Raw genomic sequence first — 15,400 nt, 5'->3', positions numbered from 1 at the left:
GGCGAAACCGATTAATTATGAACTTTATCGAAAAGAGCTGTTCGTTTATGATCCAGCTCTTTTCGATATGAGAAAAACTTCACTAAGTTTACTAAATGTAGTTAGATTTTCAATCCGAACTTTTTCAATTCTTCCGTATCATTAGGCAATGTCACATAACCTTCGAATTTCATATCCAATTTTTCAAGAAGTTTAGAGGAAGGGGCATTATCTTTTGTCGTTATCGCTACTAGTCGTTTAATCCCTAATTCTTTAGCAAGTTCCACTGTAGCGAATGCTGCTTCATATGCATACCCTTGAGATTGATAGTCAGTTAGAAAGGCAAAGCCAATATCCACGTCTTTCAGTCCGTCCCGCTTAATCAGTCCACACAAACCGATCGGTACATGATCAAGCTTTCGTTCTACCAAGAACAATCCAAATCCTTTTTGCTCATACATGGCACTAGGACCATTCATGATATAACGATTTGCATCTTCCAATGTATGAATCCCTTTGTCTCCAATATATTTAAGCCATCCAGGCTCATTTAATAATGTCAAAATAAATCCTGCGTCCGTTTCTTCCACCCACCTAAGGGAGAGTCGATTCGTTTCTGTTACTTTCATAGTGAACACCCCATTTCCAATCATTCTACCTTATTGTACTTGAAATATATAAGAGAGGAAATTCATTATTTTCTCTTAACTACGCTTAAAGCTATAAACATGACTACTCATATCATGGCGAGACACACACCTGATTAAAATCCAAGACTACTATTCAATTTTCTTCGTGATATAGTTTCTTTATACAAAATGAACATAATCTGAGGTGTAATCATCGGCCACAAATTTAAAGTAGAAGAACCTAAAATCCCAGCTCGTTTAAAGGCTGCCAATTTTCAAGATATCTATTATGAAGAAGATCCATTCTTATCGAATTGTACAATTGAAAATACAGGGATGGAGCTGGAAGAGATCGATCAGCTCGTACTATCAAAAGTTATGTTTAAAAATGTTTCTTTCACTGGTGCATCTTTCCCCCGTATCGACATGACAGATGTCGTGTTTGAAAATTGCGACCTGTCGAATGTGAATTTCAGAGAAGGAATCATTCATCGGGTCATCTTCAAAGAATGCAAATTATTGGGTGTGAATTTTTCCGGTGGTCATTTAGGAAATGTCCGTTTTGAAGAGTGCCTGGCAAATATGAGTGACTTTGTTGAAGCAAGATTAAAACAAGTAACATTTAACGAGACCTTTTTACAACATTCCAATTACTCTGACTGTGAACTGCTTAAGGTCAGCTTTAATCAGTGCAATCTTAATGATATTGACTTCACTCAAACTAACCTAAAGGGTATTGATATTAGTACATGCAGGTTTACACGCATTAATGTAGCCCTTGAAAACCTTTCTGGTTGTGAAGTTTCACCTGAGCAGGCAATAGGTTTTGCTAGCTTATTGGGATTGAAAGTGAAGGAGTAGTATAAAGACTGATTTTGTTCACAACGTCTATATCCTGTACAAGGCATGAAATGATTCAAACCGGCATAATCATGTATCAACAACACATACCTGTTTTCAATTCCAAGAAGCAAGCGTATCAATTCATCCAAAAATAGTGAAAGGAGTGGAAGACAATCCCACTCCTATTTCTTTCGTTTCTTAATAGTTGAAACTTTTACCAACTATGATTCGTACATCTTTTTATGAGGAACAGTTTGAGGAGGTTTATTCATGATCACGGTTGATAACATAAGCAAGCGATATGATTCACTTCAAGCACTTAACGACATTCATTTAACGATTCAAGAAGGCTCTTGTTTCGGGCTTGTAGGTCCTAATGGGGCAGGGAAATCCACACTAATGAAGATTCTTTCCGGTGTATTGCAAAACTTTGTTGGGGACATCAATGTCCAGGGGCTATCCGTCAAGAAAGAAAGAGTAAAGGTAAAAAAACTTATCGGCTACATACCTCAAGAAATCTGTTTGGAAGAAACCCTTACGGCAAAGGATAATTTAATGTATTTTGGAAGGCTTTACGGGCTGAAAGGCAAAGACCTTCAAGATCGCAGCGAGAAAGTGTTACAACAAATCGGTTTAGAAGAACGAGGGAGAGACAAAGTCATCACCTTTTCAGGAGGTATGAAGCGCCGGTTGAATATTGGTTGTGCCATTCTACATGAACCTTCCATTATCATCATGGATGAACCGACAGTGGGAATTGATCCACAATCAAGAAACTCGATTTTTTCCATTATACAAGAGCTAAAGAAGAAAGGAAGTACAATCATCTATTCAAGTCACTATATGGAGGAAGTAGAGCAGCTTTGCGACAGCATCGGGCTGATCGACAAGGGTGCACTAGTCGAATGTGGAACGATGGCTGAGCTACAGCAAAAATATAATAAACCGTCATTGTTCGTTTCCGGCGAAGGTTTAGATGATGTTGGTTTATCCAAACATGGAGAGGTTGAATCGAAAGGGAATGGATATATTCTACAAAGTGATGATCCTTTGTTGACGCTTGAAAAATTGATTGCCGAGTTTCGCATCCATAACATTTTGCCAAGAAGACTAGAGTTATATCAACCGAAGCTGGAGGATATCTTTTTCACATTAACAGGAACGCAACTTCGGGATTCATAGAAAGGGGAGGATGATATGTGGGCGATTGCCAAAATGGAATTAAAGAAAAATATACAGGATAAAGGCTTGTGGTTTTGGACGTTTATCTTACCGATCGTATTCATCATTGCCTTTGTTTCCATTTTTTCAGGTGATGAAAATACAAGTTACAAAGAAGTCGTTACCCAGATCATTCCAGGTTATACTATCATGTTCGCTTTTTATATTATGATTTCCATGGTCATCGGGCTAGTCAAGGATAGGGACAAAGGGATGGTTGCGAGGATCGCCAGTACGCCACTTCCAATCATGAACTATTTTATTGGGAAATGGATTCCTTTCATGGTGATCGTTTTGATTCAGATTGCTGTATTATTCGGTTTTGGCGTTGTTGTGTATGACCTCCCTTTAGGAGATCCCCTTGGAATAATCATTTTATCACTTTCTTTGGCATTTATTGTAACCGGATGGGGCATGGCACTTGCTGTATTGGTGAAAACGGAGAATATGGGTATTGCTCTGACACAGATCATAGCCCTCGGTGGTGCAATGCTTGGAGGATTATGGCTACCTGTCGATCTTATGCCTGAATTCATGCAAACGATCAGCAAGTTACTTCCTCAATATTGGGCAATTGAAGGGTATAAGGAAATTATTCTAGAGGGTGGAGGCACTTTAGATATTTTATTCAATATTTTGATTATGGTCATGGCTGGAATAACTGGTGGCTTGATCGCCATCGCTGCGTATCCTCGTTTTCTTCGGTCTTCTAAGAGTTAATAAATGATTATATGAATCTTTTCTTTATTTTTTGAAAAGTAAAAATACACACCCCTCCTTCTTGTAATATATGGTATGATTCAATGGTCTAAAATAAGATCAACATGGATTGAAAGGGGATCATACTTGAATAAGAATAATGTGAAAATTGCAGAAGTAAACGCCGAAAATTGGTACGAATGCTGTCAGCTGGAATTATCCCTTGAGCAACAGGAATTTATTGAGCCCAATGCTATATCAATCGCTCAATCGAAATTCGAGCCGACTTTAAAGCCATTCGCCATTTATTATGAAGATAAAGTAGTTGGATTCCTAATGTTCAATTCTGAACCTGAAGAATTGGATGCTAATTGGGTTTACAGAATCATGGTGGATAAGAACTATCAAGGTAAAGGAATCGGAAAAGCCGCGACAGATCTGATGATCCATGAAATGATGGAAACCTATGGTATACATAGAATCGTAGTAGGATACCATCCCGACAATCAAGGTGCTCACAGCTTATATGAGAGTTTAGGATTTGTGGATCATGGTGACCGATTTGGCAGGGAAATGGCTGTAGTGAAAGAAGTTAAGAACAACTAACATATATTCAAAGGGCCAAAATTGCTTGGCCCTTTGAATTGTGGTTACATAGAAGCTGAAAGTACCTATCATCCTAAATGTAAGACTTACCATCTAATCTCCAATATTCCCCGAATCTTTTCCTTTGCGCCCTTCCTCCACTTTTTCACAGCAGATATGGATACATTCTCTACCTCTGCAATTTCACTGACTGTCAGCATATGCAGACAAGTATACATGACCCACTTTCTCTGGTTCGCAGTTAAGTCGCCACAGTAACTGAACAGCATTTCTTCGGCCAGTCCTTCATTGATATGCTCATCCTCGATCATGTCAAAAAACTCCGTCTCTTTGAAAATACTTTTTTCTTCATTTCGATTTTCATTTGTCAATTGAGAAAGTATTCTGCCTCGAACATATGAATAAGCATAAGCAGGAAATGCCCCTTTTTCCGGGTCAAACTTTTGATGTGCCTCCCAAAGTGCAATGAGACCTGTCTGATAGTATTCAGATTTGTTTTTGTAAATGTGTAAAGTAAGAATGATCTTGTGAATCATCCTGTCATATTGCATATGAAGCTCTTCGAATTTATCCAACTCAGTATCCTTTTGACCGGCGCGCCGTTCTTTGTATTCCCAGGTAGCTTAACCTTACAAAGGAACAGGGCTTGAGACAAAAGGGGGTAATCCTCGTTTTTAATAGAGAAACTTAGCATTGCCAAGGTCTGTCATCATCATTTATCGTTAGGGAACTGACAGTATTGCTGAAATTTTCACTGTTGTGAACTACCTGAGTTTAACTTCACTCACCAATAGCAATACTAAAAGGACCATCCACTTACAAGGAGGTTCTGATATGCCAAAGAAAAACGATGAAAACAACGAGGTCCTCGTCCAGAAAAATGAAGAGATTGAAAAGCTTGAAGAAATGTTAGCCGCCGTCCTTCACTACTTATCAGATGATGAAATCGAAGAAATCGATATCGAATATTTACTTAAGAAAACAGATAACCTCCGGGAATGGTGGGGTAGCTACCGGGAGAAAAACAAAAAGAAGCTGGAAGATGAGATTAAAAAGTTTTTGAACAGATTATCTCTTGAGGAGTTAGAAAACATCCGGGAACAAATAAAGAATAAAAATGGCTAAAGGCTAAATATTTAACCATAACAATATTATGTAAATTAAATCAGGTGGAAGTTGTTATGAATCATATAGCTCAGAAAGAGAACCCTTAGCGAGAAGGATTCTCTTCCTGGACATTTATTGGTTTAATGAATTGCATTTAACAGCTGATGAGCAAGTGACACGATTCCTACAGGCATCTGATTCACGCTCACCGTCGCATAAATTTCGTGATCGGGATAATAAAGTGTCACGGATTCATACCCATGGACGCCACTATGATGACCATACGCTACCATTCCTTTTTCAAACGTATACTTGTATAAACCCAAACCGTAACATCGCTCCTGCTCATCCGTTTCATGAAATACAAGCATTTGTTTCATTGACTCCTGAGATAAGAGAGTACCGCCAAAAAGGGCCTTCATGAACGTTTGGATTTCTGCGGGGGTGGAAACGAGTGCCCCTGAAGTCCCCATAATTGAAACATTGAGATCTGTAATATGTGTTAAATCATCTGATAGGTCAGTCAAGTCAGGCGTCGCTTTAGAATGTCCTGTGGCAAAGGGGATCCTGAGATCATTGGAACAAGGGAAGTATGTTCTATCCAATTGAAGTGGCTGGGTGATCCATTGATATACTACATCTTCAAACTTTTTTCCTGAACATTTTTCGACGATCAGTCCCAACAGGATAACATTCGTATTTGAGTACTTGAATAGAGTCCCAGGTTGATATTCCAGGTCGTGGTCGGCTACAAGTCTGACAAGACTTCGAGACGAAAAGAAATCCCGGGGACTTGAAACAGCGTGCTCGATACATTTTGTTCCTGCAATGTCCATCCATAAATAATCCTTAAGACCGCTTCTATGCTGGAGCAGTTGTCTCACAGATATACGACTGCCTTCTTTCAGGATACCAGGTAAGATGGATGCTACAGTTTGCTCCAGTGAAAGCATGCCTTCTTCCTGAAGTTTTAAGATCACCGTACTGGTTACAATGTTCGAAAGTCTTCCAACCCGTTGATGATCATAAGGATCTAATAAAGTATCTTGAAAAAGGTTTCGAACGCCTGCTGCCATAATATAATCTTCTCCGGAAGAATCAGTCAGGCACAACGATATACCTGGAACCCTGTAACTATCACGAAAGTATTGGACTGTTTTTTCCATTAAAGCAGGATCCTTCAAAAAAACCATCCTTTCATGTCTTGTTTTATAAAGTAAACACCGTGCCATCTGCAATTGCTTATAAGCATAAAGCAGGATTTAAGAGGTTTTATATTGAAAAGAATATATTCAGTATTTTTTAATGTAAAAATCCACTATTTAGATAGTCTCATATAGTATGGTTTATACATATGTGAAATTAAGGGAAATAGAAGGAGAATGATCCGATGTCGATTCGTAACTCAGCAAAAGCCATCATTATCAAAGATAACAAAATACTATTGACTAAAAATAAAGACGAAGACAGTATTTTTTACCTTTTCCCCGGGGGTGGACAGGAACATGGAGAAACACTTCATGAGGCTTTAAAAAGGGAATGTCTTGAGGAAATCGGTTGCGAAGTATCAGTAGGAGAATTAATCCATGTTAGGGAGTATATCGGTAAGAACCATGAACATGCAGCATTCGATTCCGGTTTGCATCAAATGGAGTTTTATTTTACCTGTACCCTCATTCACGAATGGAACAATGATCAGACCCCATCTAACCCCGATAGTCATCAAGTAGGGGTGGAGTGGATTGATTTGAGTGAACTGAAAGAGTATAGTTACTATCCTAGAGAAATAGAATCATATTTAGTCAATAGATCGCCAAAGGTTTATCTGGGGGACATTAATTAGTTCTATTCCATCAAAATAAGGGGGGTCGATGAATGATGAGAATAAGTACTTTTATTTTGACTGGCATATTGGCAGGCATTTATTCAAGTGTGTTAGATGGTTTGGAACAGGACTACAGCTTGAATTCGTTCTTTAGTGCCTTCATCTTAGCGCTATTAACGATCGGGACCGGGCTTCTATTACACAGGCTCCCGTCCATAAAAAAGTCGAGGGAATCCTGACTAAACTCTTCTGGGAGAATATACGTAAAAGTCTATAGTTAACGGAGTGATAATGATGAGTTCTACATATGTATGGTGGGGGGAGTCCAAAGTGAAGTTGACATGGCGGCAAGATTCGATCCTTCCTGACACATCACGAGTCACCAGTGTGCATGGATTCTGTTTTAAGGATGGAAAGCTTCTCTTGGTGAATCTTCATAAGCGGGGCTGGGATTTTCCAGGTGGTCATCTGGAAAAGGATGAGTCCCCAGAAGATTGCTTGAAGAGGGAAGTGATGGAGGAAGCCTATGTATCCGGCTCTTCTCACTTTTTAGGTTACCTGATCGTGGATCATCATGATAATCCCCACTGGAATGAACAAAGCCCCTATCCCAAAGTAGGCTTTCAACTTTTTTATAGAGTGGATGTGGAAGAAATACATACATTCGAAGCAGAATATGAATCTGCTGAACGATGTTGGATTCATCCAGATCAAGTAGCTGATTATTATTCTGAATGGAACGGTGTGTACGAGGAGATTCTTTCTCACGTTCGTACAATAAATTTGTAGGTTTTTTGTTAATTGACCATTATTAAATGTAGAAAGGTGGAAATGTTTATTTATGATTAAAGCTGCACTATTCGACCTTGATGGGACGCTTTTAAATAGGGATGCGTCTGTCCAAGTATTCATCAAAGACCAATATGTACGATTCTACCAATTTCTCAATCATATCCCGGCGGATTTATATTCATCCAGATTCATTGAATTGGATCAAAGAGGGTATGTGTGGAAAGACAAGGTGTATAAGCAGCTTATCGAGGAGTTTTCAATTCAGGAATTAACTTGGGAAGAGCTGCTCGACGATTATATCAGTCAATTTAAACACAGTTGTGTACCGTTTCCCCACCTACATTGTATGCTGGATGAATTACAGTCTTGTGGTATACAATTGGGGATGATCACAAACGGCTACGGCAGATTTCAAATGGACAACATACTCGCCCTTGAAATCGAGCCTTACTTTCAAGAAATTCTTGTCTCTGAATGGGAAGGTGTGAAAAAGCCCGATCCTGAAATCTTTAAGAGGGCGATACAAAGATTACATGTAAAACCTGAAGAATGCATTTTTGTGGGAGACCACCCTGAGTATGATGTGTATGGTGCCCAGAAAATAGGGATGAAGGGGATTTGGAAAAGAGACACCCATGGGACCGATGCAAAGCACGCAGATGCTGTGATTGATGACTTGTATGAATTACCACGTTGTTTAAGCAGCTTATAGTTTCCGGTTGGGCTTTTTATAGAAGAAAAAACTCCATCTAACATACTTTTTTAGGCAAAGCTACCACTATTAAATACATGGAATTTCTAGTATAATAGTCTTCTTGATACTACATATTCAGCGTAGCACACTGGAATGAATCAAATCAGGAGGGTATAAATTGTTAGAAATCAGTAAATTATTAACAGAACCAGTAAAAACCGTTGCCATCAATATAGCAATCGTTTCAATCGTCACCATATCGCTTACCACACTAATATATACTGCACTTAAATTCATTAAGTTACCAGAAAAGTTCATAGAAAATATCATCGGCCTGGTCGTCGTGTTCGTAGGAATCGGCACCGTTTATTATTCACTTAGATGGGATTTATTCCTCGCATTATAACGATCTATAAAATCTGCAAAAAGTATCTACAGGGTAACGGGTTCGGTTTTCGAGTACATAAACTGATTCGCCCGTAAATGAGCAGTCCAATTCGCAAGTGAATTGGACTGCTTCTTTTTGTGGATATATCAATGTTCTCAATGGCCTTATAGGAGTTTTAGCACCCAAATTTGCATCTCTTTTAGCAAGGTGAAAGAGGTTATTGTCAGTAAAGGAGCAGTTTTTTATCAGTATGTTTTTAGGCCTGGGGGAAAATGTTGTTGATTAAAGTAAACCAGCAATGAAGCATACTGCTTAGATGATCTCATTTTGGCGGTAGATTTATAAGCGGAGAAATTCCGGCTATGGCAGCTGGAGGAAAGTTAAAACGCTGAAATAAGCGGAGCAGTTCCGCTTAACTGCTTAATATGGAACAATATTTAACGTATATTTTACTATAAGCGGAAAAACTCCGGCTATTCCTAGTGAAATAGAGGCATTTTATGATTTAAACGGAATTTTTCCGCTAATTTACAAACGGCATGGAACCTGCTCTCCTGGTTCAACATGAGGTTGCTTTTTTTCACCAACGTTTTTCAAATGCATTTGCCCATCATAAACTTCATCCTAAAGTCTTATTTCCTTTCAACTGAAATGACCATGCTATGCCCCTCCCATATCAATATAATATATATAGAAAAGTCATAATCCCCTTGAAAATATGGAGAAATTTCTATATATTTAGTAAATGCGATTTTACCAAATGTTGGAGGTAGCTACCTATGAATGACATGAAGAAATTTTGTAACTCCATTAACTCCTGTTTCACCAAAGAGAATTCGCCTTTTGACGAACGAAATATGGGTGAAATTGTATCCTTACTTCGTGTGAAATCTCAACTGACTCAAGAAGAGCTGGCTCAAAAAGCAAATGTATCGACACAAACCATTAAAAGACTTGAAGGAGGGAAGGAAAAGGTAAGTGATATCACTTGTCGAGAAATACTAAAAGCACTGGGGGTTAATATTTCCCGACTGACAAAGCTTCTAGACGAATGAAATGAACGACCGTCCAATAATAGAGAGAAGGAATACATATGAGATTCAGAGATTTTCATGAAAATATTAAAATACGTATCATTGAAACATTTATGAGCCGCTTTATTGGAAGCATGATCTTTCCATTTATGTCGATCTACCTGGCCGTTCATTTTGGAACAAAGGTAGCAGGGTTATTACTTTTGATCAATGTATTTGTAGGAATAGGTATCAATTTTCTTGGAGGATATTTTGCTGATCAGTTTGGCCGCAAGAAAATCATGTTATTCGCAGAATCGCTCAGGTTTCTGGCTTTCCTCACCATGATGGTTTGTAACTCGCCCTGGTTTGAATCTGCCTCTGTGACCTTTGCCATGATGACGGTAAACAGCATTTGTTGGGGACTTGCAGGACCTGCCAATCAGGCTATGATGATCGATGTGAGTACACCTCCACAGCGGAAGCTCATGTACTCGATTACCTATTGGGCAAACAATTTGTCCATCGCAATCGGAGGAATCATAGGGGCATTCTTATTCAAGGATTACCTTTTCGAGCTCTTTCTTGCATTGAGTGTGGCATCCGCCATTACTGCAGCCTTGGTGGCATTCTTCATTGATGAGAGCTATACGGCATCGGAATCCGAGTTGACAGCCTCTCAGCACGTTAAACAACTTATTACAAACTACGGAAAAGTCATGCATGACAAGCTGTTTGTACTGTTTACCATTGCAGGTGTGCTTATTCTGTCCATGGAGTTCCAGCTCACGAATTATATCGGCATTCGACTAAGTGAAGAAATGCCTTCGCAACCGTTCCTTTTCTGGGACATAGACGGTGTACAAACCATGGGGATCCTACGAAGTGAAAATACGATTCTGGTCGTCATCCTCATGCTATTTGTCACAAGGATTCCGCATTCATTAAAAGACAAGACCGTTTTAGTATGGAGTTGTTTCTTCTTTTCAATAGGATATGCAGCACTTGCTTATTCAAATAACGTGTTCATCTTATTTTTGATGATGGGGGTACTCACCATAGGAGAAGTATTCCGCGTACCGGTAGAGCAATCGTATATGGCAGCCATCCCCCCTGACGATGCCCGCAGCTCCTATATGGCCTTTAATGGGCTGAAGTTTAACCTGTCCATGTTGATTGCATCCATCACTGTAACACTCGGAGCGATTCTTCCATCGAACATCATGGCCGGGATCATTCTCTCCATTGGACTTACTGGTACGGTATTGTTAAAAATCATTTCTCCAGAATTGGATAGGCGAAAAGAAGTCGCTGATTTGAAGCATAATCATGAAGCTGTTAAAGCAGGTTAGGCTATACAAAGTAAAATAGACTATGGGGGGGCATTCAGGGATTGTTTAAAATTACTAGAAAGATGAGAAGGCTTAGAGTTGATATTAGAAATGGGCAGATGCTATATTATCCTGAATAAGGTAAGAATTCCTTTCATATCTTTAGAAGAATTAAATCGTTCGAAGGGAGAGCCTATGGATAATAAATGGGAAGTCGCACTACCTTCTTTATCTCAGATGACTGTGTCATCAAATGCAAATAACGAACCTGTCACCATCCATGGTGGTGATAAAACGTTGCGTTGCATTGGCGTTGGAACAGACGCGGCAGTCTTTCAATCCATTTATGCACCCGACTTTGCTTTCAAATTGTACGCTGAAGACAAAAGATCTAAAATAAAAAATGAAGAAAAAGTCTATCAAGCCATCGGAGACTCCCCTTATTTCTCTACCTGCTATGCAGCTTATGATACTTTACTGGTGTTAAGTTTTGAAAAAGGGTCCACCCTTTTCGATTGTTTGCTGCAGGGGATCAACATTCCAGAACAAGTGGTCGAAGACGTTGAAAATGCAAGACAATATGTTCGGGATCAAGGAATGAATCCACGTGATATTCACCTGAAAAACATTTTATTGCAAAATGGCAGAGCGAAAATCATTGATGTATCGGAATATATCCAACCTGGAAATGATTTCAGGTGGGAGCATTTAAAGAAAGCTTACGACGATCATTACCACCTTATAGAAGGTCGGGCCGTACCATTTTGGCTATTGGAGACTATTCGAAAATGGTATAACTCATGGAATAAGCATTTTAGTTCATATGAGGAGTTCATGAAAAGAGTATCAAATTTCACTTCCTTTAAATAAGTCCCAAAAAAAGCGTTCAAGGCAATTGCTTTGAACGCTTTCATGATGAAGAAGAGGAATCGATGTAACCGGATGAGTTGTACAACATGCTTTCCTTTGACATAATTCAATTTAGAATATGAAAGAAACAGGAGGGAGAATATGTGGTATAAAAATGATGTAACGAAGAGTCTCCGTACAAAATACCCTATCATCCAAGCAGGGATGGCCGGAGGGGTCACTACCCCTGAACTGGTTGCTTCTGTATCAAATTCCGGGGGTCTGGGAACGATTGGCGCAGGCTATATGTCTGTAACGGACCTCAATGAATGTATCAAACAAGTAAAGAAGCAAACGAACCTTCCATTTGGGGTGAATCTATTCATTCCCGAGGAACCGGAATATACTGAAGAACAGGTAAACCAAATGCAAGAATTACTGAAACCATTAAAAAAAGAGTTGAATCTATTCAATGATGATCCATTCACTTTAAAACAAATTGATCTTGAAAGACAGATTGAAATAATTTTAAAGGAAAGAGTCCCTGTCTGCAGCTTTACATTTGGAATTCCGCCAAAGGAAATAATGAATGAGTTGAAAAAGAAAGACATTAAAGTGATTGGAACTGCAACGACGGTGGAAGAAGCATTGATCAATCAAGAGTGTGGCGTGGATTTGATTGTCGCACAGGGAAGCGAGGCGGGTGGTCACAGGGGTACATTTCTTGGTACATACGATGAATCGATGATTGGGACGTTCTCACTTGTTCCACAAGTAGTGGATGCTGTAGAAGTACCGGTTATTGCTGCTGGAGGTGTAATGGATGGAAGAGGCGTGATAGCAGCACTTGCTCTGGGTGCAAAAGGAGTTCAGATGGGTACGGCTTTTCTTACAAATAAAGAAAGTGGAGCAAAAGACATACACAAAAAAGCCATTTTACACGCTGAAGAGACAAGTACAACCATCACATCTGCATTCAGCGGTAAGCCGGCAAGGGGCTTGACAAACTCATTCATAAACAGAATGAAAGAGTTTGAGGATCAAATTCTTCCTTACCCTGTGCAAAACGCATTGACGAAAGAATTAAGGACGGAAGCCGGCAATCAACACAACTCTGAATTTATGTCATTATGGTCTGGCCAAGGTCCGCGGCTAAGTAAGGACGTATATGTACATGAATTGATTGATTCCCTGGTACAGGAAATAGAAAAAAGTATAAAAAAGTTGACCAGATAGTAACGGTTATAATGGGTCTCAACACCATTTACTCATCTTTAGTCCCATTATCACAAATCTTGTTTTCCCATTATTTAACCTTGTAATACTTTCTAGCAAAGGTATAATTTTGATATAAGGAAAGCGCTTTTTTATTTAACTAAAAAATTCATAATAATTAAAATTCATTTTTCGAGGTGCATTTTCTAGGAGGTTCACATGAGAGAAATTTTACCGGGGTCCATATTGTCTCACATTCAGTACGGATATCAAAAAGTTCCTAAGAAAGTTAAAAGTCAGTGTCCAAACTGCTCTAAGACCAGTGAATTTGTGTTGAAAGCCAATTTCTATCAAGTGAATAAAACAGGGTTGTTTGCAGAGGCAAACTGTTCGGAGTGTAAGAAGCCGGCTGTTTTCGTTATCATGTTGAATGATGACTCGATTCATCAAAAAGAGGATGCGGGTCTTTATATTTATGATCCCCTGGCTACAAATGGACCTTTGGATCAGATCCAGGGGAGTAAACGGATCCCCCAGGATCTAGTCCGTTCGTTCCGTTCTGCATTGAACGTTAGCCAGTCGAAGGATAACTCCGCAACGGCCGTGATGTCAAAACGCGTTTTAGAGAGTGTCCTGAAAAATTTCAATGGTGATCAATCATCAGGTCAATCCCTTTCCGAACAATTCGATCAGCTGCCAAAGAATGTAGATCTGTCAAAGCCGATCCAGGCACTAAGCCATCTTGTTCATCCTAAATCAGCATTTTATGAAATGTTGGAATTGGAACGGGAAATAGACGATGAAACCGCCGGCCTGCTCATAGAGTTATTGGAAGGTTTGATAGAATATCTATATGTCCTGCCGGAAAAAATTGAAACATTACAGGAGAGAATTGAAAAGAAGTATTAGTGGGGGTAGAGTGCTTAAACTGGCACTCTACTTTTTTATAAAGGCTTTAACCCTAGGGAATACAAAGCTTGATTGACGTCATCGATGTCATAGATTTTCTTCTCTAAACAAAATTGAATCACCAAATCGAATCGGTCACTGTCTGAAAGGGAGAAACCGGCTGCATTCAAAAGTTCCCCTGTGTCTTCCTCAGACAATTGCAGAGAAAGGCACAATGCTACCACAGTCCGTTTACCCGGCTTGTATTCAGGAATCGACCTTATTTTGGAAAAGTGCTTTCGATCTACTCCGGCTTTTTTGTATACGGAAGCATCGGTCACACCCAATCCATCGATATGCCGAAACAACTTTTCCGAAAAAGAAGCTGAATGGTGCATCTCAATAAATTCTTCCAGCTCACTGGAGTAAATTTCATCACTAATGATGGGCTCTGATTTATGTATATCATATAATCGGTATTCTCTACTTGCCTCCACGAAATCAAGAAGCTCCTGCAAAATATGTTCATTAAGCACGCTCTCACCTCCAATTGTCGCTTCCTAAGCGACCCATTTCATACTCTTAGTGGTTATGATTATATCAGAAACGAAAAAGAAAGGATGAGAAAAATTGAGAAGCGAATACACGGAAATCATTTTCTTATTAGATAGAAGCGGCTCGATGAGCGGACTTGAACAAGAGACGATTGGAGGGTTTAACTCTTTTATTGAGAAGCAGAGCCAGTTAACTGGGCAAACACTTGTCACGACTGTTCTCTTTGATGACAAGGTTGAGCAGTTATGGAGTGGGGTGGAGGCTGGTAAGGTCTGGCTCACAAAGAAAGAGTACTTCGTAAGGGGGTCCACGGCTTTAATGGATGCTGTAGGTAAAACGATCATTGAAGTGGGTCATCGCCTATCTCATTTGGCTGAAGTGGAAAGACCGGGTAAAGTCATCTTTGTCATCACAACCGATGGTATGGAAAACGCCAGCGTGGAGTTTTCTGCTAGACAGGTGAAAGATCTTATCAATCAGCAACAGGAACAATACAATTGGGAGTTCATCTTTCTGGGAGCGAATATCAATGCAGCTGAGGAAGCATTGAACATCGGCATCGACAAAGGAAGTGCGTATCAATTCGAAGCTTCTTCTAAAGGAGTTGAAGCGATGTATGATATGGTAAGTGAAGCTGTGTGTGAAAAGAGAAATAAGTGGTAATCATGATGTCGGGGTCCCATCTTTTTGATGGGATTTTTTCTTTATTCTGATCAGTATTTATTTAAATTTTGCCAAAACTAGTTTATCATAGTGAGGTAGATTC

At 39.4% G+C, this 15,400-nt stretch carries 20 protein-coding genes; 16 read left to right on the top strand and 4 right to left on the bottom strand.

Annotated elements, in window-relative coordinates; genetic code table 11:
- Positions 1 to 101: 101 nt before the first annotated feature.
- Entirely contained in the window at positions 102 to 608 is a 507-nt protein-coding gene (locus ATG71_RS15930) for a GNAT family N-acetyltransferase (RefSeq protein WP_098440428.1), read from the bottom strand.
- Positions 609 to 944: 336 nt separating this feature from the next.
- Between ATG71_RS15930 and ATG71_RS15925 the strand changes: the two genes are divergently transcribed.
- From ATG71_RS15925 to ATG71_RS15910, 4 genes are all read left to right on the top strand, one after another.
- Complete coding sequence (locus ATG71_RS15925; protein WP_286163034.1) at positions 945 to 1,469, top strand: pentapeptide repeat-containing protein; 525 nt, start codon at positions 945 to 947, stop codon at positions 1,467 to 1,469.
- Between the two features lie 252 nt (positions 1,470 to 1,721).
- The gene (locus tag ATG71_RS15920; RefSeq protein ID WP_098440426.1) at positions 1,722 to 2,633 is read left to right on the top strand and encodes an ABC transporter ATP-binding protein; all 912 of its coding nucleotides are present in this window, start codon (positions 1,722 to 1,724) and stop codon (positions 2,631 to 2,633) included.
- 15 nt (positions 2,634 to 2,648) lie between these two features.
- Entirely contained in the window at positions 2,649 to 3,392 is a 744-nt protein-coding gene (locus tag ATG71_RS15915; RefSeq protein ID WP_098440425.1) for an ABC transporter permease, read from the top strand.
- A 126-nt stretch (positions 3,393 to 3,518) separates the two neighbouring features.
- Complete coding sequence (locus ATG71_RS15910) at positions 3,519 to 3,977, top strand: GNAT family N-acetyltransferase (protein WP_098440424.1); 459 nt, start codon at positions 3,519 to 3,521, stop codon at positions 3,975 to 3,977.
- A gap of 86 nt (positions 3,978 to 4,063) precedes the next feature.
- On the opposite strand, the gene ATG71_RS15905 is transcribed toward ATG71_RS15910, so the two are convergent.
- Positions 4,064 to 4,552 carry a sigma-70 family RNA polymerase sigma factor gene (locus ATG71_RS15905; protein WP_098440423.1) on the bottom strand — a complete coding sequence of 163 codons (489 nt, stop codon included), beginning with the start codon at positions 4,550 to 4,552 and terminating at the stop codon, positions 4,064 to 4,066.
- Between the two features lie 259 nt (positions 4,553 to 4,811).
- On the opposite strand from ATG71_RS15905, the gene ATG71_RS15900 reads away from it, so the two are divergent.
- Entirely contained in the window at positions 4,812 to 5,102 is a 291-nt protein-coding gene (locus ATG71_RS15900; protein WP_098440422.1) for a hypothetical protein, read from the top strand.
- 122 nt (positions 5,103 to 5,224) lie between these two features.
- On the opposite strand, the gene ATG71_RS15895 is transcribed toward ATG71_RS15900, so the two are convergent.
- Entirely contained in the window at positions 5,225 to 6,250 is a 1,026-nt protein-coding gene (locus ATG71_RS15895) for a serine hydrolase domain-containing protein (RefSeq protein ID WP_179886564.1), read from the bottom strand.
- Positions 6,251 to 6,474: 224 nt separating this feature from the next.
- On the opposite strand from ATG71_RS15895, the gene ATG71_RS15890 reads away from it, so the two are divergent.
- From ATG71_RS15890 to ATG71_RS15845, 10 genes are all read left to right on the top strand, one after another.
- Positions 6,475 to 6,927 (top strand): NUDIX domain-containing protein, encoded by a 453-nt coding sequence (locus tag ATG71_RS15890; RefSeq protein WP_098440420.1) that lies wholly within the window; start codon positions 6,475 to 6,477, stop codon positions 6,925 to 6,927.
- 32 nt (positions 6,928 to 6,959) lie between these two features.
- Positions 6,960 to 7,148, top strand: coding sequence for a hypothetical protein (locus ATG71_RS15885; RefSeq protein WP_098440419.1), 189 nt, complete (start codon positions 6,960 to 6,962; stop codon positions 7,146 to 7,148).
- A gap of 55 nt (positions 7,149 to 7,203) precedes the next feature.
- Entirely contained in the window at positions 7,204 to 7,698 is a 495-nt protein-coding gene (locus tag ATG71_RS15880) for an NUDIX domain-containing protein (RefSeq protein WP_098440418.1), read from the top strand.
- A gap of 52 nt (positions 7,699 to 7,750) precedes the next feature.
- Positions 7,751 to 8,413: an HAD family hydrolase gene (locus ATG71_RS15875; protein ID WP_098440417.1), complete on the top strand. Its 663-nt coding sequence runs from the start codon at positions 7,751 to 7,753 to the stop codon at positions 8,411 to 8,413.
- A 160-nt stretch (positions 8,414 to 8,573) separates the two neighbouring features.
- Positions 8,574 to 8,801 carry a hypothetical protein gene (locus ATG71_RS15870; RefSeq protein WP_098440416.1) on the top strand — a complete coding sequence of 76 codons (228 nt, stop codon included), beginning with the start codon at positions 8,574 to 8,576 and terminating at the stop codon, positions 8,799 to 8,801.
- A gap of 761 nt (positions 8,802 to 9,562) precedes the next feature.
- The gene (locus ATG71_RS15865; RefSeq protein WP_098440415.1) at positions 9,563 to 9,838 is read left to right on the top strand and encodes a helix-turn-helix transcriptional regulator; all 276 of its coding nucleotides are present in this window, start codon (positions 9,563 to 9,565) and stop codon (positions 9,836 to 9,838) included.
- A 38-nt stretch (positions 9,839 to 9,876) separates the two neighbouring features.
- Positions 9,877 to 11,148 carry an MDR family MFS transporter gene (locus ATG71_RS15860; protein WP_098440414.1) on the top strand — a complete coding sequence of 424 codons (1,272 nt, stop codon included), beginning with the start codon at positions 9,877 to 9,879 and terminating at the stop codon, positions 11,146 to 11,148.
- A gap of 174 nt (positions 11,149 to 11,322) precedes the next feature.
- Complete coding sequence (locus ATG71_RS15855; RefSeq protein ID WP_098441868.1) at positions 11,323 to 11,997, top strand: serine/threonine protein kinase; 675 nt, start codon at positions 11,323 to 11,325, stop codon at positions 11,995 to 11,997.
- 141 nt (positions 11,998 to 12,138) lie between these two features.
- On the top strand, positions 12,139 to 13,212 hold the full coding sequence (locus tag ATG71_RS15850; protein WP_098440413.1) for an NAD(P)H-dependent flavin oxidoreductase: 1,074 nt from the start codon (positions 12,139 to 12,141) through the stop codon (positions 13,210 to 13,212).
- A gap of 198 nt (positions 13,213 to 13,410) precedes the next feature.
- Positions 13,411 to 14,100, top strand: a complete 690-nt coding sequence (locus tag ATG71_RS15845) for a hypothetical protein (RefSeq protein WP_098440412.1) — start codon at positions 13,411 to 13,413, stop codon at positions 14,098 to 14,100.
- Between the two features lie 35 nt (positions 14,101 to 14,135).
- Here the strand turns inward: ATG71_RS15845 and ATG71_RS15840 are convergent, their stop codons facing one another.
- Positions 14,136 to 14,615: a hypothetical protein gene (locus ATG71_RS15840; RefSeq protein ID WP_098440411.1), complete on the bottom strand. Its 480-nt coding sequence runs from the start codon at positions 14,613 to 14,615 to the stop codon at positions 14,136 to 14,138.
- Positions 14,616 to 14,709: 94 nt separating this feature from the next.
- Between ATG71_RS15840 and ATG71_RS15835 the strand changes: the two genes are divergently transcribed.
- Complete coding sequence (locus ATG71_RS15835) at positions 14,710 to 15,297, top strand: vWA domain-containing protein (RefSeq protein ID WP_098440410.1); 588 nt, start codon at positions 14,710 to 14,712, stop codon at positions 15,295 to 15,297.
- Positions 15,298 to 15,400: the final 103 nt, after the last annotated feature.

Origin of the sequence: Bacillus sp. es.034, assembly GCF_002563655.1 — a bacterium.
In the GTDB taxonomy this organism is placed as follows: domain Bacteria; phylum Bacillota; class Bacilli; order Bacillales; family Bacillaceae_B; genus Rossellomorea.
This window is presented reverse-complemented; position numbering and strand designations above follow the sequence as displayed.

Bases quoted from the DNA above. Each gene is read 5' to 3' on its own strand.
- ATG71_RS15895 (WP_179886564.1), bottom strand. From the start codon at position 6,250: ATGGAAAAAACAGTCCAATACTTTCGTGATAGTTACAGGGTTCCAGGT.
- ATG71_RS15900 (WP_098440422.1), top strand. From the start codon at position 4,812: ATGCCAAAGAAAAACGATGAAAACAACGAGGTCCTCGTCCAGAAAAAT.
- ATG71_RS15845 (WP_098440412.1), top strand. From the start codon at position 13,411: ATGAGAGAAATTTTACCGGGGTCCATATTGTCTCACATTCAGTACGGA.
- ATG71_RS15885 (WP_098440419.1), top strand. From the start codon at position 6,960: ATGATGAGAATAAGTACTTTTATTTTGACTGGCATATTGGCAGGCATT.
- ATG71_RS15880 (WP_098440418.1), top strand. From the start codon at position 7,204: ATGAGTTCTACATATGTATGGTGGGGGGAGTCCAAAGTGAAGTTGACA.
- ATG71_RS15925 (WP_286163034.1), top strand. From the start codon at position 945: ATGGAGCTGGAAGAGATCGATCAGCTCGTACTATCAAAAGTTATGTTT.
- ATG71_RS15920 (WP_098440426.1), top strand. From the start codon at position 1,722: ATGATCACGGTTGATAACATAAGCAAGCGATATGATTCACTTCAAGCA.
- ATG71_RS15865 (WP_098440415.1), top strand. From the start codon at position 9,563: ATGAATGACATGAAGAAATTTTGTAACTCCATTAACTCCTGTTTCACC.
- ATG71_RS15855 (WP_098441868.1), top strand. From the start codon at position 11,323: ATGGATAATAAATGGGAAGTCGCACTACCTTCTTTATCTCAGATGACT.
- ATG71_RS15915 (WP_098440425.1), top strand. From the start codon at position 2,649: ATGTGGGCGATTGCCAAAATGGAATTAAAGAAAAATATACAGGATAAA.
- ATG71_RS15930 (WP_098440428.1), bottom strand. From the start codon at position 608: ATGAAAGTAACAGAAACGAATCGACTCTCCCTTAGGTGGGTGGAAGAA.
- ATG71_RS15890 (WP_098440420.1), top strand. From the start codon at position 6,475: ATGTCGATTCGTAACTCAGCAAAAGCCATCATTATCAAAGATAACAAA.
- ATG71_RS15860 (WP_098440414.1), top strand. From the start codon at position 9,877: ATGAGATTCAGAGATTTTCATGAAAATATTAAAATACGTATCATTGAA.
- ATG71_RS15875 (WP_098440417.1), top strand. From the start codon at position 7,751: ATGATTAAAGCTGCACTATTCGACCTTGATGGGACGCTTTTAAATAGG.
- ATG71_RS15850 (WP_098440413.1), top strand. From the start codon at position 12,139: ATGTGGTATAAAAATGATGTAACGAAGAGTCTCCGTACAAAATACCCT.